Annotated in this window: 15 protein-coding genes and 1 pseudogene; 11 read left to right on the forward strand and 5 right to left on the reverse strand. The window is 66.5% G+C overall.

What is annotated here, in order from left to right; translation table 11 throughout:
• The first annotated feature begins 39 nt into the window (after positions 1-39).
• The 6 genes and pseudogenes from DDE10_RS16710 (at position 40) to DDE10_RS16735 (ending at position 8515) form a co-directional block, all read left to right on the forward strand.
• A complete protein-coding gene (locus DDE10_RS16710) occupies positions 40-2274 on the forward strand; it encodes a prolyl oligopeptidase family serine peptidase (protein ID WP_114953931.1) in 2235 nt (744 codons plus the stop codon).
• On the forward strand, positions 2274-3950 hold the full coding sequence (locus tag DDE10_RS16715) for a DUF885 family protein (RefSeq protein ID WP_114953932.1): 1677 nt from the start codon (positions 2274-2276) through the stop codon (positions 3948-3950). Before DDE10_RS16710 ends, DDE10_RS16715 begins: the two co-directional genes overlap by 1 nt.
• Complete coding sequence (locus tag DDE10_RS16720; protein ID WP_114953933.1) at positions 3947-4426, forward strand: DUF3830 family protein; 480 nt, start codon at positions 3947-3949, stop codon at positions 4424-4426. Before DDE10_RS16715 ends, DDE10_RS16720 begins: the two co-directional genes overlap by 4 nt.
• 18 nt (positions 4427-4444) lie before the next feature.
• Positions 4445-5335, forward strand: coding sequence for a bile acid:sodium symporter family protein (locus tag DDE10_RS16725; protein WP_114953934.1), 891 nt, complete (start codon positions 4445-4447; stop codon positions 5333-5335).
• Between the two features lie 140 nt (positions 5336-5475).
• On the forward strand, positions 5476-6756 hold the full coding sequence (locus tag DDE10_RS16730) for an NAD(P)/FAD-dependent oxidoreductase (RefSeq protein WP_114953935.1): 1281 nt from the start codon (positions 5476-5478) through the stop codon (positions 6754-6756).
• A 145-nt stretch (positions 6757-6901) separates the two neighbouring features.
• Positions 6902-8515, forward strand: a pseudogene (locus DDE10_RS16735) (DUF885 domain-containing protein).
• A gap of 111 nt (positions 8516-8626) precedes the next feature.
• Here the strand turns inward: DDE10_RS16735 and DDE10_RS16745 are convergent.
• The 4 genes from DDE10_RS16745 to DDE10_RS16760 are packed head-to-tail and all read right to left on the reverse strand — an operon-like array spanning position 8627 to position 14843.
• Positions 8627-10090 carry an indolepyruvate oxidoreductase subunit beta family protein gene (locus DDE10_RS16745; protein WP_114953985.1) on the reverse strand — a complete coding sequence of 488 codons (1464 nt, stop codon included), beginning with the start codon at positions 10088-10090 and terminating at the stop codon, positions 8627-8629.
• 1 nt (position 10091) lies between these two features.
• Positions 10092-12221: a ferredoxin family protein gene (locus DDE10_RS16750; RefSeq protein ID WP_114953938.1), complete on the reverse strand. Its 2130-nt coding sequence runs from the start codon at positions 12219-12221 to the stop codon at positions 10092-10094.
• A 4-nt stretch (positions 12222-12225) separates the two neighbouring features.
• Positions 12226-13005: a cyclase family protein gene (locus DDE10_RS16755; RefSeq protein WP_114953939.1), complete on the reverse strand. Its 780-nt coding sequence runs from the start codon at positions 13003-13005 to the stop codon at positions 12226-12228.
• 29 nt (positions 13006-13034) lie between these two features.
• Positions 13035-14843, reverse strand: a complete 1809-nt coding sequence (locus DDE10_RS16760; protein WP_114953940.1) for a tetratricopeptide repeat protein — start codon at positions 14841-14843, stop codon at positions 13035-13037.
• 142 nt (positions 14844-14985) lie between these two features.
• Here DDE10_RS16760 and DDE10_RS16765 point away from each other — a divergent pair, with 142 nt between their 5' ends.
• Positions 14986-16371, forward strand: coding sequence for an amidohydrolase family protein (locus tag DDE10_RS16765; protein WP_114953941.1), 1386 nt, complete (start codon positions 14986-14988; stop codon positions 16369-16371).
• Positions 16372-16380: 9 nt separating this feature from the next.
• Here the strand turns inward: DDE10_RS16765 and DDE10_RS16770 are convergent, their stop codons facing one another.
• Positions 16381-16854, reverse strand: a complete 474-nt coding sequence (locus DDE10_RS16770) for a MarR family winged helix-turn-helix transcriptional regulator (protein ID WP_162806689.1) — start codon at positions 16852-16854, stop codon at positions 16381-16383.
• 632 nt (positions 16855-17486) lie between these two features.
• Between DDE10_RS16770 and DDE10_RS16775 the strand changes: the two genes are divergently transcribed.
• The 4 genes from DDE10_RS16775 (at position 17487) to DDE10_RS16790 (ending at position 24307) form a co-directional block, all read left to right on the forward strand.
• Positions 17487-19970 (forward strand): S9 family peptidase, encoded by a 2484-nt coding sequence (locus DDE10_RS16775; protein ID WP_162806690.1) that lies wholly within the window; start codon positions 17487-17489, stop codon positions 19968-19970.
• Between the two features lie 141 nt (positions 19971-20111).
• Positions 20112-20633 (forward strand): RNA polymerase sigma factor, encoded by a 522-nt coding sequence (locus DDE10_RS16780; protein ID WP_114953986.1) that lies wholly within the window; start codon positions 20112-20114, stop codon positions 20631-20633.
• Positions 20633-21604 carry a FecR family protein gene (locus DDE10_RS16785; RefSeq protein WP_114953944.1) on the forward strand — a complete coding sequence of 324 codons (972 nt, stop codon included), beginning with the start codon at positions 20633-20635 and terminating at the stop codon, positions 21602-21604. Before DDE10_RS16780 ends, DDE10_RS16785 begins: the two co-directional genes overlap by 1 nt.
• 63 nt (positions 21605-21667) lie before the next feature.
• The gene (locus DDE10_RS16790; RefSeq protein WP_114953945.1) at positions 21668-24307 is read left to right on the forward strand and encodes a TonB-dependent receptor; all 2640 of its coding nucleotides are present in this window, start codon (positions 21668-21670) and stop codon (positions 24305-24307) included.
• The last annotated feature ends 4 nt before the right edge of the window (positions 24308-24311 follow it).

The following is a 24311-nucleotide window of genomic DNA, read 5'->3' on the forward strand; positions in this document are numbered from 1 at the left end:
GGTCGACACGGGTCCAGGCATTCTCGAAAAAGCATTGTTATGAACATGAATCGAATCCTCGCCCGCGCCTTTGCCGCCCTGGTGCTGTTCGTCGCGACCGCCCCTGCCGCCCAAGCGCAGGCCCAGAGCCATGCGCCGGCGCGGGGGACGGCCGACGTGCCGGGCACGAACCTATCGATCGACGAGCTCTATCAATATCGGAGCCTCGTCGGCACGACGCCGGAAGGCTATAGCTGGTCCGCCGACGGACGGCAGCTCCTGTTCCTCTGGAACGAGGAAGGCTACAGCTTCCGCGACATCTGGTCCTACTCGCCTCAGAGCGGCGAGCGGACCCGCCTGACCTTCCTGGCCCGCAATGTCGCGCCCGAGAGCGAGCGCCGCGGAATCTCCGAAGCCTTGTTCCTCGATAGCGAGCGCATCGCCTTCGTCGTCGATGGCAAGCTCCATCTGCGCGAGGCCGACGGCACGGTAACGCCGATCGAGACCGACAAGAGCGCGATCCGCCGGCTGACCCTCTCGCCCAACGGGCGTACGCTGGCGTTCGTCTCCGGGCAGCCGGTCGACTCTCGTAGCCGCGTGACGCTGGGCGGATTGCTCTGGACCCGCGACGCCGCCGCCCGGGGCGACACGGCCGCGCGCCGAGTGGTCGGGGCGGACGATCCCAAAATCCACGTTTCGGACTACGAATGGGCGCAGGACAGCCGCGCCATTGCGTTCGAGCAGTCGGACGACCGGGCCATGCCCGAGCGCGACATCCATTATTACGCCAATGGCGAGCTCCAGAACAACCGCGTCATCCGTGCCTTTCCCGGCGACGAGACGACGCAGGCGCGCATCGGCATCGTCGATCTCGCCTCGCTTCGGACCCGCTTCTTCGAGCGGCCCGACGCGAAGCACCATATCTGGGGCTTCGGCCTTTCCCGCGACGGCCGGCGGTTGTTCATCAACAGTTCCGACCTCGAGGTGAAGGAGCACAGCATCTACGTCTTCGACGCCGCGACCGGGGCGCGCGAGACCTTCTATCAGGAACGCGATCCCCGCCACATCCGGCCCGACTGGCGGGTCGAATGGGCGCCGGGCGATCGCGGCCTCATCATCCTCACCGACCGCGACGGCTGGCTCCAGCTCTATCACCAGGAGCGCGCGGGAAGCGTGCCGCGGCAGATCACCCGTGGCGAATGGGAGATCGAATCCTTCGCCGTGGACAACGCCAACGACCAGATCTACTTCGTCGCGAACGAATCCTACATCCCCGAGCGGCAGCTCTATCGTGTGGCCCTGACTGGCGGCCCGATCCAACGGGTGAGCCCCGACACGCCGGGAACGCACGTGCCGACCTATTCCCCCGACTTCCGGCACATTGCGAGCTTCTTCACCAACGATACGACGCCGCCCGAATTGTTCGTCATCGATCCGGCGCGTCCGCGCGACGCCAGGCAGGTGACGCGCTCGCCGCAGCCCGAATTCCATCAGCAGACCTGGGCAAGTATCGGCTATGTCGAGTTTCCCAGCCATGTCGACGGGACGCCGCTGATCGGTCGGCTCAGCCTTCCCGCCAATTACGATCCGAACAAGCGCTACCCGCTGATCGTCGGCTCGATCTATTCGGACGCCGTCCGCAACCAGTGGGGCGGACGCCGCGCGCATCCGACTTGGGGAATCGATCAGTATTTCGTCGCCCAGGGCTATATCGTCCTGAACGTCAACATCCGCGGCAGTTGGGGGCAAGGGCGCGCCCATACGCAGGGCCAGCTTCACAGTTATGGCGAGACCGACATCAACGATCTCGAGAGCGGCGTGCGCTACCTGGTCGCCGAGGGCTATGTCGATCCTGAGCGGGTCGGCATCTGGGGCTCCAGCTATGGCGGGCTGATGACGATCATGTCGCTGGCAAGAAAGCCGGGAGTCTATGCCGCCGGCATCGCGGGTGCGCCGGCCACCAACGTCTGGCACGCTTATCCCTCGCAGATGTGGATCATGGGCCCGCCTGACGGCCCGGATATGCCCGGCCGCTACGAGGCGCAGTCGCCGCTCTACCAGGTCCAGGGCGTTCGCGATCCGCTGATGATCATCCACGGCACCCGCGATCCGGTCGTGCTCTATTCGGACACGGTCGCCCTCACCGAGCGGATGATCGCGAACAACCAGATGTTTGAGCTCGTCAGCCTGCCGGGCGCGAACCATGCCTGGGCGAGCGACAATCTTCCGCAGACCCGCTTCGCCTTCAAGAAGATGGTCGAGTTCTTCGACCGCCACCTGAGGCCCGGCGAGTGATGCTGCGCGGTCTCCTGCGGCTCATGCTCCCATGCTCCCTGTTCGTGGCGGCCTGCGCCGCCTCGGCGCAGCCGGTCCAGGCGCTGAGCGCCGAATATTGGGAGTGGCGGGCCGCCAACCAGCCGGCCACCAGCGACGACATCCCCCGGATCGTCCGGCCCGACGGCTGGGTGCCGGACTGGTCGCCCGAAGCCGTACGGCAGCGCCAAGCCGATCTCGCCGCCTTCGAGGATCGCTGGCGCGCGCTCGCCGAGGCACCGCAGAGCGTGACTGAGCGGGTCGACTATCGTCTGGTCGGATCGGCGCTGGCGCGCGCCCGCTGGGAGCTGGAGGTCGTCGCCGCCTGGCGCCGTCAGCCGCAATTCTATGTCGACCAGGCGCTCATCCCGATCTTTGAGCTTCTCCTGCCGCCCCCGCCGGTGGAGCGGGCGCGGGCCGAAGGGGTGATCCGCCTGCTCGAGAGTATCCCGGCGATGCTCACTGCCGGCCAGCGGAACCTCGACGACATGCGCGGCCCCTTCGTCGACGTCGCGCTCGGCGGGCTCGACCGGGTCGCCCCCAGCCTTCAGGGCATGGCAACCGGGCTCGAGCCCTTTATGACGCCGACGCAGGAGCGCCGGACAAGAGGCGCGCTCGAGCGCGCCGTGGCGGCGTTCGAAGCCTATCGTGCCTTCCTCCAGCAGCGTCGCGACGGCCTTCCCTCCGAAACCGCCGTCGGCCGCCAGGGCTATGAGTATTTCCTGAGCCAGGTCGCGCTCCTCCCCTACGCGCCCGAGCAGCTGCTCATCATGGGCCGCCAGGAATGGGCGCGCACGGTCCAGTTCGAGGCGCTGGAGCGCAACCGCAACCGGGGGGCGCCCGAGCTGGCGATCGGACCCGATATCGGCGCCGTCGTCTCGCGCCTGGATGCCGACGAATTGCGGGTCCGCGAGTTTCTCGAGACTCACGATATTCTTACGATTCCGGACTGGGCGGGCCACTATAACGCCATGGCCTTCCCGGCCTATCTGGCGCCGATCGGCTGGCTTGGCCGGACCTTCGACCTCACCGGTCTCGATCGGGTGGGGCAGAATGCCACCGTCTACCTGCCCGAACCGTCGCCCGCGCTCGGCTTCTTCAACCTGTCAATCGCGCGCGACCCGCGGCCGATCATCGTCCATGAGGGCGTGCCGGGCCATTTCCTGCAGCTGACCCTGAGCTGGCGCCATCCGAATCCGCTGCGCCGGCGCTATTATGACAGCGCCGCCAACGAGGGGACGGGCTTCTACGCCGAAGAGATGATGCTCCAGGCGGGGCTGTTCGACGATTCCCCCCGAACCCGCGAGATCATCTACAGCTTCGCCCGGCTGCGGGCACTGCGGGTCGAGGTGGACGTGAAGCTCGCCCTGGGCGAGTTCACGATCGCCGAAGCCGCCGAGTATCTGGAAACGGCGGTGCCGATGGACCGCGCCACGGCCGAGGAGGAGGCCGTCTTTTTCGCCGCATCGCCCGGCCAGGCGATCAGCTACCAGATCGGCAAGATCCAGACGTTGGACTTCCTGGCCGAGGCGCGGACTCGGCTCGGCGAACGCTTCGACCTTCGGCATTTTCACGATTATCTCTGGCAGAACGGCAACGTCCCGATCGCGCTGCAGAAGGAAGAATATCTGTCAATGGCCGCGGGGGCAGGACAATGAACCATATCAGACTGACCGAGCCGGCATCGGGCCTGTCCGCCCGGTGCGCGCTGCTCGAGCGGGAGGCGCCGCAATCCTGCGCCTTCCTGCAGGATCTGGCGGCGCGGCGCGCGAGCTTCGAGGCGATGCACGCCATCTGGACGGGCCCGGAAATCTCGGTGCCTATGCCGTCCGGCCTGCTTCCCGCCGATATGCCGCAGCCGGCGATCCCGGAAGAGAATGCCACCTCCTATCCGTCGGCGGGCGACATCGTCCTCGCTTATCTGCCGGCGGGCAGCACGCTCGGTCTTCCGCCGGGCGCCTTCTACGACATTGGCCTGTTCTACGGCCCAGGGGGCCGGCTGCTCATGCCCTTCGGCTGGATCAAGGCCAATGTCTGCGCCCGGATCGTCGAGGAGGACCTCGCCAAGATTCAGGCCGACTGCCGTACCATCCGGCGGAACGGCACCTGCCAGATCACCGTCGAGCCCGTCTGAAAACCCAAGGGTCCCCTGATGCAATTTTCCGACCTGCTGAGCCTGATGGGGGACTGGCTGCTGCCGGGGTCTCTGGTCTGCATCATGCTGTCCATGGGCCTGTCGCTCGTAGCGGACGACTTCCGAATGGTCTTCCGCAACAAGCGCGCCCTGATCGTCGGCATCTGCTCGATGCTGATCGTGCCGCCGCTGATCGGTCTGGCCATCGCGCTCACCCTGGCGCCGACCCCCGCCTTGGCGGTCGGCTTCATCCTGCTCGCGACGACGCCCAGCGGCATGCTGTCCAACCTCTTCACCGACATGGCCAAGGGCGACCTCGCTTTGTCCATGTCGATGACCCTGCTGCTCAGCATGATCTACATCCTGGTCGTTCCCTTCTACGCCCATTTCGCTATCCTGCACTTCATGGGCGTCGAGGCGGACGTCGAGGTGCCGCTCGTCTCCTTCTTCTGGGACATCTTCTCCATCACCGTCTTGCCGGCCGGAACGGGCTTCCTCATCCGAGCGCTGCGGCCCGAATTCGCGCTCTGGATCAAGGGCCACATCAAGCGCGTGGCGACAATCGTCCTCTTCACCTCCTTCGGCTTCATCCTGGTCGATCAGATCCCCGTCCTTCGCGAGAATCTGGGCGCGCTCTTCTGGATCACGGTCGGCCTCAACCTGGCGATGATTGCGGTCGTGATGACGCTCGTCCGCTTCGCCGGCCTCACCAGGCGCGAGAATATCGCGATCAGCATCGAGCATCTGATGCGCCAGGAGGGCACGGCCATCTTCATCGCCGTCTCCATCGTCGGCAACAACGAGATGTCGTTGCCGATGATCCTGAACACGCCGGTGGCGCTCGTCGTCGTGCTGCTCTTCGTCGCGATCACGCGACGAAGTGCGGAGACGTCCGCGTCCCCCGCCTAGGTCAATTCGCGCCCGCCGCGCGGGCGCTAGGGATAACATTCGATGACATTGCCGTGGTTTCCCGCTCTCGGGAGGGCTCAGCTTCCTTCCGGCACGCCTTTCTGGTCCCGAATCCCGGCCTTCCGCCGGGAGAGGGCGTGATGCCCTTCGTCCTCTCCAGCAGACAGGCGACTTTGTGGCAGGCCACCGCGCCGGCCGCGCCCGCCCTGGCTCCGCTCGACGGCGATGTGCAGGCCGACACCCTCGTCGTCGGCGGCGGTATTGCCGGCGTGACGGCCGCTTTGCATCTCGCCGAGGCCGGCGTGGACGTGCTTCTGCTCGAGGCAGGCGAGCTCGGGAGCGGGGCGACGGGACAGAGCGGTGGACTGATCGCGCCCAATTTCGTGCGCCACACGCCTGCCAGTATAGTCAGGGACTTGGGCCGATCGGCCGGCGAGCGCATGACTCGTCTCGTCGGGGACTCGGCGCAGCTCTGCTTCGATCTCATCGCCCGTCACGGCATCGAGTGCGACGCCCGGCAGGACGGCTTCTACACGCCCGTCCACAACCAGCGGCTCGCCGCCACCCACGCGCAAGCGGCGGTCGAATGGGCCGAGCGTGGCTTCGACGTCTCCTTCATCGGCAAGTCGGAGACCCACGAGATTCTCGGCACGCGCGCTTATTGCGGCGCCCTGCGTTTCGGCCGAGGCGGGTCGCTCAATCCTTTGGCCTATGTGCGCGGCCTCGCGCGTGCCGCGGTCGAGGCAGGGGCACGTCTCCACGTCGCCAGCCCCGTGGAGGCGCTCGAGCGCGTGGACGACGGCTGGCGGGCGCGCACGCCGCACGGTCGGGTGCGGGCGCGCCGAGTCGTCCTGGCCGCGAACGGCGGCAATGCTCGGCTTCATCCGGCGATGCGGCACGCGGCGCTGCCGCTCCACGTCGTCGAGTTCGCGACCGAGCCGCTGCCGCGCGAGTTGCGCACGAGGGTGCTGCCGCAGGGCGGCGCCTTCACCGACAAGGCGGCCTATATCTTCACCGGGCGCTATGACGGTGACGGCCGCCTGATATCGGCCTTTCCCAATTCCTTCCTGATCCGAGGCCAGCAGGCCTCGCTGAACGAGGCGCGGCGGCGGCTGGCGCGCCATTTCGAGGGGCTGGAGTCGGTGCGGATCGAGGCGCTTTGGGAGGGCGTCGCCTGGATCAACGGCTCCTTCCTGCCGGAGATCTATAATCTCGGCGGCGGCGCCTTTGTCGTCCAAGCCTGCAACGGGCGCGGCATCTCGATCAACACGGCGATCGGAATCGCCCTCGCCGGCGCGTTGGCCTCGGACGATTTCGAGACGCTGCCGATAAGCCCGCGGCGGCCCAAGCCGATCCGCTTCCATCGGGCGGCGGCGCAGCTGCCGAAGGCGATGATGACTCTGGCCTATCTCTCGGACTGAAGGGAAGGAAATGGCGAAACGAGTCCCCGCCCTCGCACTCCGGATCAGCCTCTCGGCGGCCGCGCTGCTTCTCGGCGGCGCCGCGTCGCCGTCGACGCTTGCGGAGGTGATCGCCGGCTATGAGCGCTTCACTCGGGAATATCCGATGGAGGCCGGGCGATCGGATCCGTCCTCTGCGCGCGAAGGCTGGCCGCGAGAGACGTCGGAGGCCATGGCGGAGCGCCGCGCGGGCCTGGTCGCGCTTCGGACCCAGCTCCAGGCGGTCGACGCAGTTTCGCTCGACACCGAGGCGGCGCTCAACCGCGACTATCTGCGCCAGCTGATCGACTGGCGGATCGAGGGGATCGACTTCGACGAGCGCCGCTTCGCCTTCGTCGCTCATGAGGGCTTCTACAACACGCCCTATCACGCCGCCCGATCGACCGTCCTGCGAAGTGAGGCCGAGGCGCGCACCTGGGTCGATCGCCTCGCCTCGGTTCCGGCCTATTTCACCGAGCAGCGAGCCAATCTTGAGCGTGGAATGGCGACCGGCTGGACCCAACCGGAGCGGGTCGTGGATGTCGCGGTGGCGATCCTCCGCAACCAGACCGCGCCGCAGCCCGAGCAGGATCCGTTGCTCGACCCGCTCAGGACGTTTTCAACGAGTCCCGCATTGCTGGCGGAGGCGACCGCCTTGGTCGCCGATCGGATTCGCCCGGCCCAGCGCGAGATGCTGGCCTTCGTCGACGGCCCCTATCGCGCCGCGGCGCGGACGCAGATCGGCATCGCCTCGATTCCGCACGGGCGGTCCTATTACGATTTCCTGCTGCGCTACTATACGACGACGGACCTCAGCGCGGAGCAGATCCATGCGCTCGGCCTGGCCGAAGTGAGGCGGATTCGCACCGAGATGGAGCGGGTCATCGCCGCCGCCGGCTTCCAGGGCAGCTTCGCGGAATGGCTGGCCTTTCTGCGCACCGATCCGCGCTTCTATGCCACCAGCCGCGAGCAGCTGCTCGAGCGGGCGAGCGCGGTGGCCAAGCGCATCGACGGCGTGCTGCCGCGCTATTTCGGTCTGCTGCCGCGGCAGCCCTTCACCGTCGAGCCGGTGCCGCGCGACCTGGAGGAGGGCTATACCACGGCGCGCTACGGCGGCGGCGACTTCGCCCGCGGCTTTCCGGGCCGCTTCATCGTCAACACTTCGCATCTCGACCAAAGGCCGCTCTACGAGCTCCCGGCCCTGGCGCTGCACGAGGCGGCGCCGGGGCACCATACCCATTTCGCGCTCACCAGCGAGCGGGGCGAGTTGCCGTCCTTCCGGCGGCAGCGCGACATGCTCGCCTATCGCGAAGGCTGAGCGCTCTATGCCGAGCGCCTGGGCCACGAAATGGGCGTCTACCGAGATCCCTTCGAAGCCTTCGGAAGCCTCTCCACCGAGATGTGGCGTGCCTGCCGCCTCGTGGTGGACACCGGCATCCATGTGATGGGCTGGACCTACGAGCAAGCACGGGCCTGCTTCACCGGGAATACAGCGCTGGCCGACATCAATATTGATACCGAGCTGGCCCGCTATATCGGCGCGCCGGGTGGTGCCGTCGCCTACAAGGTCGGAGAGCTGCGGATCGTCGAAATCCGGCGGCGCGCCGAGCAGCGGCTCGGCGACCGGTTCGACATACGCGCCTTCCACGACCTCATCTTGGCCCAGGGCCAGGTGCCATTGAGCATGCTCGATGCGATCGCCGATCGCTGGATCGAGGCGCAGCTGGCGCGGGCGGAGTAGAGGGCGTGCCGTCCGGACCGGCTTGAGCCATTCGCGGCAGACTCCTTCGTCATTCTCGCGCAAGCGGGAACCCAGCTTCTTCCCGGGAGCGGAAGAAGGAAAAAACCGAAGCTAGGCCGAGCCCCCTACGCGCGCGATCGTCGCCTCGGGCGCCCCGCCTTCCTCGTCCGCGAGCGCAGCCTCGCGCAGGCGGCGCAGCTGCGCCGCGTCCAGCTTGCCATCGCGATACTGCGCGATCACCCGGTCATATTTGGCGAGGCCGCGGGCGAAGGTGTCGCCATAGCCCTTGATGAGCTGCTGGCACTTGGCAAGCTCCGTTGCCAGCGCCGGATCGCGCGTCGCCGCGTCGCGGATCAGGCCGAGCCACGCATCGATCCGCGCCTGCTCGTCCGCGTAACGCAGGGTGCCGCGCCGCCAGCGGCGAAAGCCCGCCAGCAGGGACAGGAGGAGGAACCAGCGCAGGCTGGTCGTCTCGACATGGCGGCCCTTGGCGAAGAAGCGGTGCAGTTGGCCCGAGAGTCGCGGGCTGGCGAGGATGCTGCGGCCAAGGGCCGCGGGCAGAGTATCGCAAATCTCTTCGAGCCGGGGGTGCATATACTCGGTCACGCGGACGATCTGTCCGGGGGCGGCTTTCACGTCCGCGCGCACCCGCTCGAGTCGGCTGGCGCGGATCTTGAGGTCGGCGACGCGGATCGTGTCCTCATAGGCCATCCACAAGGCGAGATGCCTCGCCGTCTCCCGTAGCAATTCGCCGTCGCGCGAGGATATCGCGGCCAGCCGGTCCAGGTAGTGACGGGCATAGGCCTCGTCCTGATAGTCGAGCAGGCGCCGGGCGCCCTCGACGGCGAAGACATGGGCGGCGTCTGGAAGATCGGTGCGGATGCGGGCGAGGAGCGCGCGGCCGGCCGCGCCTTCGGTGCGGAGCGCCTCGGGGGCGCTCGGTTCCTTTTCCGCCAGCCGCCCCTGAGCGCCCGCGAACCCGGCTTCGAATCCGGCGAGGTTCGCCTCGACCGCTTTGCCGCCGGCACGGATTGCCGCCTCGAACGCCGTGCGGGCGAAGGGGAGGGCGCCGCTGCCCGCCAGCGCGCCGAACAGGACCGAGCTGATGACGCTGGCGGTCCGTTCCGACACCGCGTCCATGTCGAAGCCGATGAAGTGCTGCGCCCGCTCGCGCGCGGCCTCCAGGACCCTCCGCTCGCTCGCCCGGCCGTCGCCCGGGGCCGATTTCTCGGCGATGGCGTAGATGCGGTGGGTGGAGGCGATCAGGGTGGTCCGGTCGCCGGTGACGAAGCCCCGAAGGATGGCGCGGCCCGCCTCCATCAGCTCCGCGGCGATGACGATGTCGACATCGCCCGGAACCGGCATGAGGGCGAGCACCGGATCGACCGGGCCCTCCTGCGGCATCATCTCGACGTAATAGACGGTCGTCCCGGTCCGTTGGGCGGTGCCGGGGACGGAGGTGCCCTGGGCGACATAGTCCGCATTCTCGCCGAGCTGGACGATCCAGTCGGCGAGAACTCCGCCGCCCTGGCCGCCCAGGCCCAGAATGGCTATAGTGATACGCTGACGCGGCAAGTCAGAAGGCCCGCGCCTGGCGTCGGCGATCGGCCCAGCGCTGCAGCCGGCCGATCGCCCAGCCACGCAGACGATCGCCCATCCGGTCCTTCCAGGTCGGATTGATGACGATCGCCGCCTTGTAGAAGGAGGGACAGAGCACGGCCGCGTGGCTCACCTCGCCGCACACACCGCAGCCGACGCAGCTATTCTCGACATGGGCGACCGGATGCTCGCGCAGCGGATCGGGATTGGGCTTGATCGTTAGCGATGGACAGCCGGACAGGCGGATGCAGGCGTGATCGCCGGTGCAGGTGTCCGGATCGACGCCGAAGCGCTCGCGCACCACTCGCCGGCCGGACTTGATCGCCTTGGCGATCTGGGGCTTGATCCGCCGCTGCCGGTTGAGCTGGCATTCGGACTGGGCGACGATCACCTTCGGGCCCTTTTCGGACGAGGTCACCGCCTCGCGTATGGCATCACGCATCGCCGCCACGTCGTAGGTGCGGCGGATCGTCTTCGCCCAGCCGACGCCGACGCCCCGCACCGCCTTCTCGATCGGATTGTTGGTCCGGCGGTTCGCATTCTCGGCCTTGGAGGAGGGGATGTCCTGACCGCCGGTGGCGGCCGAATAGCCGTTGTCGATGATGATCGTGAGGTTGTCGTCCTGGTTGAAGACGGCATTGCCGATGCCGGACGTCAGGCCGTTATGCCAGAAGCCGCCATCGCCCATGATGGCGATGGCCCGCTTGCCGCGCGGCTTGAAGGCGGAGGCGCCGGCCGTGCCGAGCCCATAGCCCATCGTCGTATTGCCAATGTGGAAGGGCGGCAGGATCGAGAAGAGATGGCAGCCGATGTCGGCAGAGACATGGAAGGCGCCCAGTTCCTTCTGCACCAGCTTCATGGCGCTGAAGATCGGCCGTTCCGGGCAACCGGTGCAGAAGCCGGCAGGTCTCTGGGGCACGGCGCTCGCAGACAAGGCCGGGGCCGGGGTGGAGACGGGGGTCTCGGGCGGCGCGTGCTCGGGCGCCCAGGCGCGCAGGAAGTCGGCAAGGCCGTCCCGGATGACGGCGCCGGTATATTCGCCGGCGCGGGGCAGCACGTCCTTGCCGACGATCCTGGTGTCGAGACCGGCGCGCGAGACGAGCGTGTTGAGCTCGTGCTCGATGAATTCGGGCTGGCCTTCCTCGACGACGAGGACGGCGCGCTTGCCTGCGCAGAAGTCGCGCACCTCCACCGGCACCAGCGGATAGGTGACGTTGAGGACGTAGACGGGAAGGCGCGCATTGGCGAAGGCATCGGACAGGTCGAGCAGCTCGAGCGCCCGGTTGAGCGTGTTGAACAGGCCGCCCTGGACGATGATCCCGATCTCGCCCTCGGCGGGGCCGAAATGCTCGTTGAGACGGACGGTGCGGACGAACTCGATCGCCGCGGGCCACCGCTTCTCGATCTTCTCCACCTCGTGCAGGAAATTGGCGGGCGGCAGCACGATCCGGTCGACGTCGCGCATCGGCGACTCCGCGGCCTCGGCGACCGTCATGGAAGGGCGACGGTTGTCGCGAGCGACGAAGCTTCCGGTCATGTGGCAGCTTCGCACCCTGAGCTCGAGCATGACCGGGGTGTTGGACGCCTCGGACAATTCGAAGCCCCGCTCGACCATGTCGACGATGTGCGCGAGATTGGGCCGCGGATCGAGCAGCCACATCTGCGACTTCATCGCAAAGGCGTGGGTGCGCTCCTGCATGATCGAGGAGCCCTCGCCATAATCCTCGCCGAGAATGACGAGTGTGCCGCCGGTGACCCCACCCGAGGCGATGTTGGACAAGGCGTCGGAGGCGACGTTCGTGCCGACCACTGATTTCCAGGCGACGGCGCCGCGCAGCGGATAATTGACCGAGGCGGCCAGCATCGCCGCGGCGGCCGCCTCGCTGGCGCTGGACTCGAAATGGGTGCCGAGCTCTGCCATCAACTCGCTCGCATCGGCAAACACGTCGATCAGATGGCTGATCGGCGAGCCCTGATAGCCGCCGACATAGGCGACCCCCGACTGGAGCAGCGCCTTGGTGACCGCGAGAATGCCTTCGCCATGGAAGACCTCGCCCGCGCCGATACGCAGTTGCTCGACTTCGGCCTTGAAGGAGCGTTCGGCCACCGCGTCAGCCTGCGACCAAAGCGATGACTCGCAGCGGGCTGCCCGAGCCGCCGGCAATCTTGAGCGGCGTCGCGATCACGACGCTGCCGGTCGGCGGGAGCCGGTCGAGATTCTGGAGGCATTGCAGCCCATAGCGGCCGGCCGCGTGGAACAGGGTGTGGGCTGGGTAGGGCGGATCGAGCAGGTGCGCCTGGCCCGCATCGGTGCCGATGGTCTCGACCCCGAGGCCGTGCGCGTCGCGTTCGTCGACCAGGAAGCGGACCGCCTCGGCCGATGGCCCGGGCGTGTGGGCTCCGTCCTCGCGGCGATTGGTGTAGGCGTCGACCGGCCGCTTGCACCAGTCGGTCCGCAGCAGGATCCAGCTGCGCGGCGGGATGCGGCCATGCTCGGCCTCCCAAGCCTCGATGTCGGCGACGGCGAGCAGGTAGTCGGGATCGGCCGCGCATTTGGCCGATATGTCGATCACGACCGCCGGGGCGATGAAATCGGACGGATCGATCGTGTCGAGCGCGTTGTTCGGCAGGTCCTTGCCGGTGACCCAGTGGATCGGCGCGTCGAAATGGGTGCCGGTATGCTCGCCGACGGTGAAATTGTTCCAGTACCAGGCGACGCCGCGCTCGTCGTAGCGGGAGATCTCCTGCTGGCTGAAGCCGGCGCACTGGCCGAATTCCTCCGGAAGGACGAGGGTCGGCGTCTCGGGCGAAAGCGTCTGGGTCAGATCGACGGTCCGGATCGTGCCTGAAGTCACCGCCTGGGAGAAGTGCTGCAGCAGCTGGGTAGTCATCTCGCTCGTTCCTCCATCAGTGAAGCAGGTTATCGGCGCGGCACGACATCGAAGGCTATGGTCAGCCGGTCCGCTTCATCCACGAAGGGTGTCGTCCCGTGGTAGAAATAGGAGGGGAAGAGGACGAGCATGCCCGTTTCGGGCCGGACCATCCGCGCGACCCGTTCGCGCGCGCCGAGCCCGATTGCGCTCTCCCCGAATTTGAGCCAGCCCTGCGGCTCAGGCGCGCTCTCGACCGCGGGGGGCAAGGCAACATAATAGCAGGAGCTGATCCACCCTTCCGGATGGATATGGTTCAGGTGGTGGCCGCCCGAACGGAGGCGCACCGACCAGGAACCCGAGAATCGGAAGTGCCCACTGCGGCGTCTGAGGAACGGATGGTGCGTATCCTCCGGCAATGCGGCGATATAGCGAGCGACCTCGGCCTCGATCATGGCGCGAACCGCCTGGATCTCGGGGATCCGCCGGTCGAACAGGTCGCCGACCGTCTGCGTCCCGCCGCGCAGCGTCTGCTCGAGCGGATGGCGCTCGAGCTTGTGAAGCTCGGCGATCGCCGCTGCCAACTGGGCGTTGAAAGCGGCGACGTCGCCCTGGTCCGCAGGCGGGGTCAGGATCGAGGTGGCGACGAAGCGGTCATGGTCGTTCAGGCGCTCGGCACGCGGATCGCCTAGGAAGCGCCAGCACAGGCCGCGATAGGCGAGGGCCTGCTGGTCGGGACTATCGTCCTCGCCGAGCACTTCCACAGCCTCGGCATAGCGCTCGAGGAAGATGAGCGCCCGCGCATATTCCCGCTTGATCGCTGTATCCGCCGGATTCTGGCCGAGACCGGAAGTAAAGTGCGCCAGCGCCTCGACGGGGCGGCCCTGCAACCAAAGCGCCTGGCCGAGGCGGTGGCGTAGTTCGGCACCGTCCGCTCCCCGCGACAAGGCGGCCGTGAGGAGCGCGACGGCCTCCGCCTCGCGGCGGAGCAGGCTAAGCTGATGGGCGTAATCGGCGAGGAGCCCCGCATCGTCGGGCGCTTGCCGCAGCGCCTCCGCATAGCTTGCGAGATATTGCGCCTCCTCCCCCAGTTGCCAAAGGAGGCGGTTCAGAGAGCCGTGCGCTTCGCGGTCGGACGGACGCAGCGCGACGACCTTCCTGTAGATCTCGATGGCGTCGCGGAATTGACCCAGATCCTGCAGGCAATGGCCAAGGACATAATGAGACTCGGCCGAGGAAGGCTGGGCCGCGGCGCATTGCTTGAGCAGCACCAAAGCCTGGTCCGACCGCCCGGCGAGGCGAAGCGCGACCGCGAGATTGTGCTTGGTGGGCACGTGGCCAGGCCTCAGCTCGAGGGCGGTCCGGAAGGCGGCGACTGCTTCGTCGAGCCTGTCCTGGGCGCGCAACGCGCGGCCTAGGGCGGCCCAGGCCTTGCCGTCCCGCGGCTCGTCCCGAACCGTCGCCTTGAGCACGAACACGGCCTCCCGCGCCTCGCCGCTGGCGACAAGGGCAAGACCCAGATTGACCTTGGCCTCGCGATAGGCCGGGTCGAGCCGGAGCGCTTCGCGATAGCGCACTATCGCCTCGCGGCTGCGGCCGAGGTCGAGCAGAGAATTGCCGAGATTGTTGAGCACATGGGGCTGGCGAGGATCGGCGCGCAGCGAGGCTTCGAACAGCCGTGCCGCCTCGTCATGGGCGCGGCGCCCGCGCGCAAGCATTCCCATGAGCTGGAGAGCTTCGGGATGGCCGGGCGCGGCATGGAGGACGTCGCCGAGCAGCTTCGCGGCGGCATCGTTCCGTCCGTCCCTGCCCAGCCTCATCGCCTGCTGAAGCGTCTGCTGGAGCGACATCTGCCTCATCAGTTCCACGGCGGCTCCCGTTCGCGACCGGCGATCGGCGGGCCCGCGGCCTGCCGAGGGTTCAGAGAGCAAAAATGGGTTGCGCCGTCAAGAAAATCGCGCTCTTAATCATATGCAAATTCACCTAACGGGAGGGTAGGACATGCGTCGGTGGTCGCAATGGTCGGCTTTCAGGAGCGCGTGGACGCTGATTCTGTCGCTCGCCGTCGCCTCACTGCCCATGTCCGCCTCGGCCCAGCGCGGCACCTACGACACGACCGACGACGTGCGCCGACTTCCGATTCCGCCGGTGGACCGAAGCCGCGAGCCGATCGTCGTCCTGACCGGCGCCACCCTCATCGACGGACGGGGCGGGGCGCCGGTGCCGAACGCGGTCGTGGCGATGCAGGGGGATCGCATCCTCGCCGCCGGGCCGGCCGGATCCACCACGGTGCCTGTCGATACGGCGCGAATCATCGACGCCACCGGCCTCTACGTCATGCCGGGACTCATCGACCTCCACATCCACTTCACCCAACAGCGTGGCGACGACATGGGCACCTATGTCGACAGCCCGGCGGCGGCGGCGGTGCGCGGCACGGCCCTGGCGGGCCAGCTTATCGAAGCCGGCATCACGGCCGTGCGCGACGTCGGAACGATGGAGGACGTGGCGCTACGCATCAAGGAAGGGATCGACCGGGGGATCATCCGCGGCCCCCGAGTCTTCTGGAGCGGGCGTCTGATCGCGAGCCCGGGCGGGCATGGCGACGAGGTCACGTCGACGGCGACCGGCCGCCAGCGATCGGGCGGTTCGGCGGGCCGGCGCGTGGCCAACGGTCCCTGGGAATGGCGCGGCGCGGTGCGTGAGCAGATTCGCGCCCTCGCCGATTGGATCAAGATCAGCGCGCCGGCCGACGAGGAGGAGATCCGGGCGGCGATCGATGAGGCCCACTCGCTCGGCGTTCCCGTCGCGATCGACAGCTATGGCGCCTATACCGACATGGCGATCCGCGCCGGCGTCGACACGCTCGAACATCCGCTCAACATGAGCGACCAGGCAGTGCCGCTGATGCGCGAGCACGGCACGGCCTTTGTGCCGACGATCGGCGCCTTCCACAATCTGCTGACCACCGGCTATCCACCGGCCGGAATTCCGTCAGGTGGGTTCTTCCATACCCATAGCCGGCGCTTCCCGATCGACCAGCAAGCGCATCTGGCGCGGGTGCGCGAGGCGCACCGGGCGGGAGTCCCGATCGGGGTCGGCACCGACATTCCGTTCGAGAACGAAAAGCGCTATCCCGAAGCCTATTTCCGCGAACTAGAATATCTCCGCGAGGCCGGCCTTTCCAACGCGGACGTGTTGGCCTCCGCCACCCGCGTGGGCGCCGAGATCATGCGGATGGGAGACAAATTAGGCACCATCGAGCCGGGCAAGATCGCCGACATCCTCGTCGTGGCCGGCAATCCGCTCGACGACCTCTCCAACCTCCGGCAGGTCCGCTACGTCATTGCCGACGGGGACGTCGTCGTCGAGCGGCCGGCGCCTTGAGAGGCGCCCTCACTCGATCGGCAGCTTGCTTAGATTGTGGCTGATCTTGTGAAGCGTGCGAAGCAGGTGGGAGATGTCGCGGTCGCTCACCCCTTCCATAGCCCGGGCGAATTGCCGCCCGACAATGGGGGTCAGTTTGCGCAATTTCTGCTGGCCGGCAGGTGTCAGCGTCACCTCGGTGATGCGATTGTCCTCGGGATTGGGCTCTGTCGTGACAAGACCCTGCTCGATCATGCGATCGATGATACGGCTGACAGTCGAGCGCTTGGTCAGGGCGGCCTCTGCCAGAGCGCCAATGCTCGCAGGCTGTCGCTCCCGAAGGACAGTCATTATGCGATAGACGGTCTTGGTCACACCATTCTTATGTAGGACCTTGTCCATGTCTTCGTGATACTTGAAGTCCGCGTGCGCCATTAGGTAAAATGGCGAGTTCTCGAGCCTAAATTCGGGGTTGCTCGGATCGTAAGCGCTTCTATCGCTCATGGAATTCGAGAACCCCCTCATCCTTATTGGCAGCCCGGTGTCGAACATTGACGCTACGCTGTCGACCGTCGGGGCAGATGCCTCGCTTGACTTCCCTTAGCAGGTGCTGGCCGGTTGTGGAGCCATAATCCGTCAAAACGCACATGTCATCTCACGCAATTGAGGCAATCTCGTTGGATCTGGAGCGATGCGCCCGTGCCCGAGCGAGCGAAGCTGCCCTGCGGACGGGGCCTGATCGGAATTCGCGGCTGGGCAGCATTCGCGGGGCATGGCGAATCAGTCGGTCGTTGTCGTGAGAGGGGCATGGGGGAATCGCCGGCAACCCTTGGTGACATGCCCAGCGCCAAGTCGTCGAACGTTAAGAAGCCGCTTGGAGTTGCGGTTGAAGGCGTAGGCTGCCCGCGACATTTGCCAGGATGAGGCACGACAGAAGCCTGAGCCAGGCGAGCACCAGGCGGAAGGCGTGGCCTTTCCCTCGGCAAGAAGCTTGCGCACCGCGTGTCGCTTCTCGCGTGCGTCCGCAAGGCCAACGTCGGGATTACCGCACTGCGCCGATCTCTCGCTGATAAGGAACGACGCAATCCACGCATCGATGGAGCATCGTCCGATGCCATCCTCGATGGAGGCCTTCTTTGCCCGGCTTGTTTGTTCGCGCTCAGCTCACCGTCGCATTCCTCCTGTGCTCTTGGTTACCTCACGACTTGGCTGCGGCGGAACGGCCGCTGACTCCAGACGATGTGCTGTCCGTCGAGTCATTCGGATCTGTTCGATTCGATCCGACAGGCCGTAGACTGCTCTTCGAATATCTCGAGCCGTTCGAGCGCCAGGCCGATTTCGGCCGCGACTACGTTCCGGGCCAGCTGCGCGGCCGGATCTATGTGCTCGACCTCCAGGCTGAGATCGGGCCCGTCCCGCTGTTCCAGCCGGAGAGCGGCGCCGGTTACGCCTTGGCCGGCATATCCTCCGACGGGCGATATGCGGCGCTCCGAGAAGCTTCCGACCGAGGAATGCGCGTAGGGATCGCCTCCCTAGCCGATCGCGAACTGGTCCGCGTGGACGCTCCTCTTGGCTATGGTTCCGGTCGAGATCTGCCATGGGCTGATGAGAGATTTGCGCTCCAGGTTCTTAGAGACGGAGAGGTCGACCTTACCGCGAGCCTACACCGGGAAAACAGGGACGAGCTGGTGGCGCTGTGGAGCGCGCGCAACAGGGGCAATCAAGCTACCTCGAGGCAAGTTGGCAGCGGCGCTTTCGCCAGCCCCGTGTCATCGGAAAGATGGCTCGGGGTCGTCGACGCCGCAACCGGCAGGATTCAGCGCGTCGCGCCGGGCACTTTTTCAGCTTGGTTCCCTTCACCGGACGGCGAGGTCTGGGCAGCATTGCGCGAGCAAAGGCTTGAACTGGCAGGCGACCAACGCATCGAGAACGGTGCCAATGGAGGGGGCATCGAGCGCCGGCTCGTGATCACGACGCCGGACGGGCCGGCTGGCGGGATTGAAGTCTGCCCCGATTGCGATGTGCTGCCCTGGTCGCTCAACTGGTCGGCGCAGGCCCCCGTCCTGGCCTTCGTAGGCAGAGATCGTGGACGTGATTGGGCAGCCGCGCGTTTTCGCACCTACGACCTACGCACGGGTCAAGTCGTTGCCATCGACCTCGGCACCCTCCAGCCGCACCTTGCCTGGGCTGGGCTCGCGGTGGACATTCGCTCCGCCTGGATTGGTGAGCAGCTTGCCGTTCTCGCCAAGCCGCCAGCGGACGAGGAAGGCGCCTCGCCGCGTTCCGGCTGGTACCTCGTCGGCGAGGGAACACCACGCAATCTGACCGCCACGTTCGAAGGCGAGGTGCCGCAGCTGCTCGGGTCCAATGGCGCCGGTCTCCTCCTCCTGCATCGGGGAGAGGCCTGGCTCGTTGCTCCAAACGGGATGCGCAGCAATCTCACCGCTGAGGTCACCGCGCCGGTACGCGCCTGGCGCGAGCCCGAACTTTACAGCTACCTCCCGCCTGCCAATCCCCAGCCCCGGGACTCCCTGGTGCTCGAGGCCACCTCGCCCGGCGTTGCCGGAACGCACCTGATACTGATCGACATATCCAGCCGACAGATTACCACGATCACGGCACCCTCGCCCGGGGCCACCTTTGTGGCTGTTTCACCCAAGACGCGGCGGGCGGCGGTCATCGATCATACCGACAATATGACGACGTTGTCCGTGATCGGGCCGGACGGCCCGGTTCGTGAAGTCATGCGTCTGAATGCCGGTCTGCGCGATGTCGTGGGAGGGTCGCCGGTTCGGATCGACCATCGCGGGCCCGACAATGATCCGCGCATGTCATGGCTGTTGCTGCCTCCAGGATATCAGCCGGGCACGCGTGTTCCGACCGTTGTCATTGTTTATCCTGGCTCCGTCGGGCGTGAGACATGGTCACGCAGCCGCGTCGACTCTTTCGATCCGCACAACGACCACATCCTGGCCGCGCGCGGCTATGCCGTGCTGCGTCCAAGCCTTCCGGTGCCATATGGGGAGCTTCCCCGGGAACCGCTTGAAGGCTTGGTCGACGAGGTGTTCGCTGCCGTCGATGCCTCTGTCGCTCAGGGATATGTCGATGCGGAACGACTAGCGGTACAGGGCGGAAGCTATGGCGGCTATGCGACCGGTGCGCTGGTAGGCCTCACGGACCGGTTTCGATCCGCCATCGCCATGGCCGGCTTCTACAACCTTACGAGCAAGTACGGTCAGTTCGACGTGCGCCGCCGGTTGGAGGTTGAGCGCACGGGCCCCGATCTCTCGGCTGCAAGCCTCATGGAGACGGGCCAGGGAGGAATGGGGGCACCGCCCTGGTCGGACCCCCAACGGTACCTGCGTAACAGCCCACTCATGCATGTCGAGAATGTTCGCACACCGATCATGCTGATGACCGGTGATCGCGACTATGTCTCGACCACGCAGACCGAGGAGTTCTTCACCGCTCTGGCGAGGCTTGATCGGGACGCGCTGATGGTGCGCTATTACGGGGAGGATCATGTCTACAACTCGCCCGCGAACATCCGCGACATGTGGCGCCGGATATTCGATTGGTACGAACGAACGCTGGGCCCGCCGGTCGCGGTGATGCCGTAGGCGAATAATATCATGGGTTGATAAGGAAACCGTGTGGCCGCGCATCGAGGGGTCGAGGCGAGCTGGCGAACGAGGGGGTGGGCGGCGATAGCTGAGGAAGGCACCAGACGTGAAATCGTCAAGTGGGTGGCGGAGAAGGTCATGCCCCACGAGCCGGAAGTACGTGCGTGGCTGAGCCGCTCACGTGTGCCCGACGATCAGATCGATGATGTCGTGCAGGAAGCCTATTGCCGGCTGGCAGCGCTCGAGCGCATCGACATGATCGATCGGCCTGGTGCCTATTTCTTCTCGATCGCTCGTAACCTGCTGCTCGCCCAGATTCGCCGGCAGCGGATCGTGAGCATCGAGAGCGTTGCCGAGATCGAGGCGATGGCTCCGTTCGACGATGCGCCCTCCGCAGAGCGAGCGCTGGACGGCAAGCTGGAGCTTGCCAGGGTTCGCGCCGTGCTGGCGACGCTTCCGGAGCGTTGCCGCCGCATCTTCGAGATGCGCAAGATCGATGGCGTGCCGCAGAAGGAGATCGCCGCGCGCCTGGGGGTGAACGAAGGCATCGTCGAGAACGAAAGCCGGAAAGGACTGCTTCTCATCCTGGCAGCGCTCAAGCGGTCAGATTCCGACGCGGAGCGGGGTTTTGAGCGGAACGCCAGAGGGAGGATCGGCTGATGGCGCGGCAGAGCGCAGCCGAGATCGAACGAGAAGCGGTGGCCTGGGTCATGCGCCTCGATCGCGAGGGCCGAAACGACGACCTCCTCGCTGAGATCGAGGCATGGGCTGCGGCTGATCCGCGCCGCCGTGGCGCCCTGCTACAGGCCGAGGCTGCCTGGGCCCTCCTCGATGCACCCGATCCAGGCGGTGCCACGCGTTCACCACCGGCGCGGTACCAGCCGACGCGGCGCGTAGTGATAGCGGGGGGGCTCAGCGCGGTCGCGGCCGGGCTTGCCGCAACGCTGCTGATCGGTCTTCAGGGCGAGCGCGTAACGACGATCGTCGGCGAGATTCGCCGAGTTCCGCTCGCCGATGGTTCGACGGCCGCGGTCAACAGCGGCAGCTCTATCCGGGTCGTGATCAGCGAACGTCAGCGCACGGTCAGTCTCGACGAAGGTGAGGCCTGGTTCCAGGTCGCTCATGACCCTAGCCGCCCGTTCGAGGTGGTTGCAGGCAGCGTCCGGGTGCGGGCGATCGGCACGGCCTTTTCAGTCCGCCGCGGCGATTCCGGCACCGAGATCCTTGTCAGCGAAGGCACGGTGGCAGTGGAGGCGGTCACGGGCGAGTCCGGCGCACTGCGCATCAGCGCGGGGGGGCGGGCAAGGGTGGATCGCGACGGTCGCGCTTCAGTGGCCCCGGTGGGAGCCTCCGGCGTCGACCGAGCGCTGGCATGGCGCTCAGGGAAGATCGACCTTGCCAACGAGACGCTGGCCGAAGCCGCCGCGGAGTTCAATCGCCACAATCGCCGCGCGATCGTGATTGCAGATCCCACACTGGCCGGGGAGCGCTTCCATGGACTCTTTCGCACCGATGATCCCGAAGGCTTCGCGCTTTCGGTCCGGCGCAGCCTCAACGTTCCCGTGACGCTCAGCGCGGAGGAGATCCGCATCGGGCGGCCGCAGACGTCAGAAATGCGTCGACCCGGTTAAGGAATTTGGTCGCCCAAAACTCTGTTGAGAGGGCGCGGGGCGCGCCGTCAGCAGGGGGTGGATATGGGATTTGACTGCGGAGTGAGGCGGGCGCTGTTCGGAAGCGCTGCTATCGTCATTGTGGCCAGCGCGGCGCCCGCCGCGGCTCAGGTCAAGACCTTCAATGTGCCGGCGCAGGCTGCCGCGGACGGCATCGCGGCCTTCAGCCGCCAGGCCGATATCCAGCTGCTGATCTCGGCGCGCGACGCGCAAGGCCGTCGCACCAACGCCGTCATGGGAAATTTCAGCGTGGCCGAGGGGCTCAGCCGCTTGCTCGAGAATTCCGGCCTCCAGGCACAGGCGACGGGACCGCAGACCTATACGATCGTGCCGGCTGCTCCGGAAACGGGCAGGATCTCGGGGATGCCGGATGAAGCGGGCCCATACCAGGAGATCATGGTCACGGGCACCAACATCCGGGGGATCATCCCGGAATCCTCGCCTCTCACCATCATCACGCGCCGCGAGATCGACGCGCGCGGCGCCACCACCGCCGAGCAGGTCGTCAACACGCTGACCCAGAACTTCAACAGCGTGAATGCCAATGCGCTTTCGGCGGATCGCGCCGGCTATTTCAACCTGGACGCGATCAACGGCGTCGACCTGCGTGGCCTCGGCCCCGGCACGACCCTGGTCCTCCTCAACGGCCGGCGACTGTCAGGTTCGTCCGGCGGCAGCGTCGTCGACATCTCGCTCATTCCGTTGGCAGCGATCGAACGCGTGGAGGTGCTTACCGACAGCGCCTCGTCGGTATACGGCTCCGATGCCGTCGGCGGCGTCGTGAACTTCATCCTGCGTGAGCGGTTTCGCGGGCTGGAGGCAACGGCTGGCTATGGCACGACCGATGATGGAGCGCAGGACGAGTTTCGCGCTTCGCTGACCGGCGGTCTCAACTGGTCGACAGGCAACCTTGTCCTGAGCGGGAATTATCTCGACCGATCGTCGCTCACCACCGACGAGCGCGATTTCTCGCGCAATGTCGCCGGCCTTTACAATCTATCGCCGCCCGAGAGGCGCTACGGCCTCTTCCTCAGCGGCCGACAAGAAGCAGGCGACCGCCTCGTCTTCACTGGGAATGCCCTTTACAACCGCCGGACGAGCCAGTTCGCACTGGCGCGCGACCTGGGTGAGATTGCAGGTCTCGGTTACTACCGCACCCAGACGACCTACGATCAGGAATCCGACTCCTGGTTCGGCTCGCTGGGCGGCTCGTATGAGGTCAGCAACGCGCTTACCTTCGATGTCGTCGGCTCCTACTCGCGCGTCTGGAACCGCACTGATACTTTCGAGACATCAACGCTGCTACCGCCGCGAGTGAACTCCACGCGCGTCCGTGCCCAAACCTACGACGTGACAGCCAGCGCCAGCGGGCGCGTGTTGCCGCTTCCCGGCGGCGATCTCGCTTATTCGGTGGGGATCGGCGCGACACGGGAGGTGTTGGCACGAAGGACGTCCACGACGACCGCCGATCGTCGGCGGTCCACCCGCTACGCGTTCGGGGAGATCAACCTGCCCCTGATCGGGCCCCAGTCCGAAATCAACGGTATCCACCGCTTCGAGATCAACGCGTCGGCCCGTTATTCCGACTATTCCGACTTCGGTGAGGATCTGAGCCCGAAGGTCGGCGTCCTCTGGTCCGTGACGGAAGGCTTCAATCTCAGAGGAAGCTATGGGCGGACCTTTCGGGCGCCTGGATTGCTCAGCCTCGGCCAGGTGGGCGCTTACCAGATCATAAACCCGGTGGCCTATGGCTACCCGAACCCGCTGGGGACCGGAACGCCGATCGGGCTCTATATCGACCAGGGCGTCGATTCCGAGTTGGGGCCGGAGACCTCGAACCTGCTCGCCCTCGGCGCCGACCTGCGCCCGCCGAGCATTCCCCGCCTCGCGATCAGCATGACCTATGTTGCGATCGACTACACCAACCGGATCACCCGCGGCGATCCTGGCCGCGGCACCGGCTATTTCCTCCAGCCGTTCAACTACACGGATCTCTTCAACTTCTCGCCAACCCGGGAGGATTTCGCCGAGATCCTCGCCAGCTCGGAGCTCGCTTCCGGCAATGTCGTCGGCTTCGACCAGACCGACCTTGACGCGCTGGTCGCCAATGTCGGCTACATCCTCGACAACCGGCTGCGCAACATCGCGGTGTCGACCCAGAAGGCGGTCGACCTCGCCGTCACCTATGCCTTCGACCGCGGCGATATCGTCTTCAGCCTTGGGGCCAACGCGACCTACATCCTCGAATCCGAAGCGCGAACCACCCCAAACTCGCCGGTGCTTTCCCAGATCAACATCCTGGGGCGGCCGGCAGACTTTCGCGCCAACGCCTTTGTTGGGCTCCAGTCGGGAGGCTTCTCCGGCCGGCTGACCGCCTATTATGTCGACGATTATGCGAACCCGTTCACCCCGGCCTCGCCGAGGATCGGGGATTGGGTGACCTTCGACCTCACCGCCTCCTATGATTTCGGGGAGCGGCGCGGGCCTCTGTCGGGCGTTAGTCTATTGCTGGCGGTCCGCAATCTCTTCGACACCGATCCGCCGTTCGTCGCCGACCTCGGTCCGGGCGTCACCGATGGCCTCAGCGAACCGATCGGGCACGACCCGACCAACGCCAGCCCCGTGGGCCGTTTCATCTCCCTCGAGTTGCGCAAGCGCTTCTGACGCC

Origin of the sequence: Sphingosinicella terrae (assembly GCF_003347635.1) — a bacterium.
Taxonomy (GTDB): Bacteria; Pseudomonadota; Alphaproteobacteria; order Sphingomonadales; family Sphingomonadaceae; genus Allosphingosinicella; species Allosphingosinicella terrae.

Bases quoted from the DNA above. Each gene is read 5' to 3' on its own strand.
- DDE10_RS16790 (WP_114953945.1), top strand. From the start codon at position 21,668: ATGGGATTTGACTGCGGAGTGAGGCGGGCGCTGTTCGGAAGCGCTGCT.
- DDE10_RS16770 (WP_162806689.1), bottom strand. From the start codon at position 16,854: ATGAGCGATAGAAGCGCTTACGATCCGAGCAACCCCGAATTTAGGCTC.
- DDE10_RS16715 (WP_114953932.1), top strand. From the start codon at position 2,274: ATGCTGCGCGGTCTCCTGCGGCTCATGCTCCCATGCTCCCTGTTCGTG.
- DDE10_RS16760 (WP_114953940.1), bottom strand. From the start codon at position 14,843: ATGAGGCAGATGTCGCTCCAGCAGACGCTTCAGCAGGCGATGAGGCTG.
- DDE10_RS16720 (WP_114953933.1), top strand. From the start codon at position 3,947: ATGAACCATATCAGACTGACCGAGCCGGCATCGGGCCTGTCCGCCCGG.
- DDE10_RS16725 (WP_114953934.1), top strand. From the start codon at position 4,445: ATGCAATTTTCCGACCTGCTGAGCCTGATGGGGGACTGGCTGCTGCCG.
- DDE10_RS16710 (WP_114953931.1), top strand. From the start codon at position 40: ATGAACATGAATCGAATCCTCGCCCGCGCCTTTGCCGCCCTGGTGCTG.
- DDE10_RS16780 (WP_114953986.1), top strand. From the start codon at position 20,112: ATGCCCCACGAGCCGGAAGTACGTGCGTGGCTGAGCCGCTCACGTGTG.
- DDE10_RS16755 (WP_114953939.1), bottom strand. From the start codon at position 13,005: ATGACTACCCAGCTGCTGCAGCACTTCTCCCAGGCGGTGACTTCAGGC.
- DDE10_RS16765 (WP_114953941.1), top strand. From the start codon at position 14,986: ATGCGTCGGTGGTCGCAATGGTCGGCTTTCAGGAGCGCGTGGACGCTG.
- DDE10_RS16785 (WP_114953944.1), top strand. From the start codon at position 20,633: ATGGCGCGGCAGAGCGCAGCCGAGATCGAACGAGAAGCGGTGGCCTGG.
- DDE10_RS16730 (WP_114953935.1), top strand. From the start codon at position 5,476: ATGCCCTTCGTCCTCTCCAGCAGACAGGCGACTTTGTGGCAGGCCACC.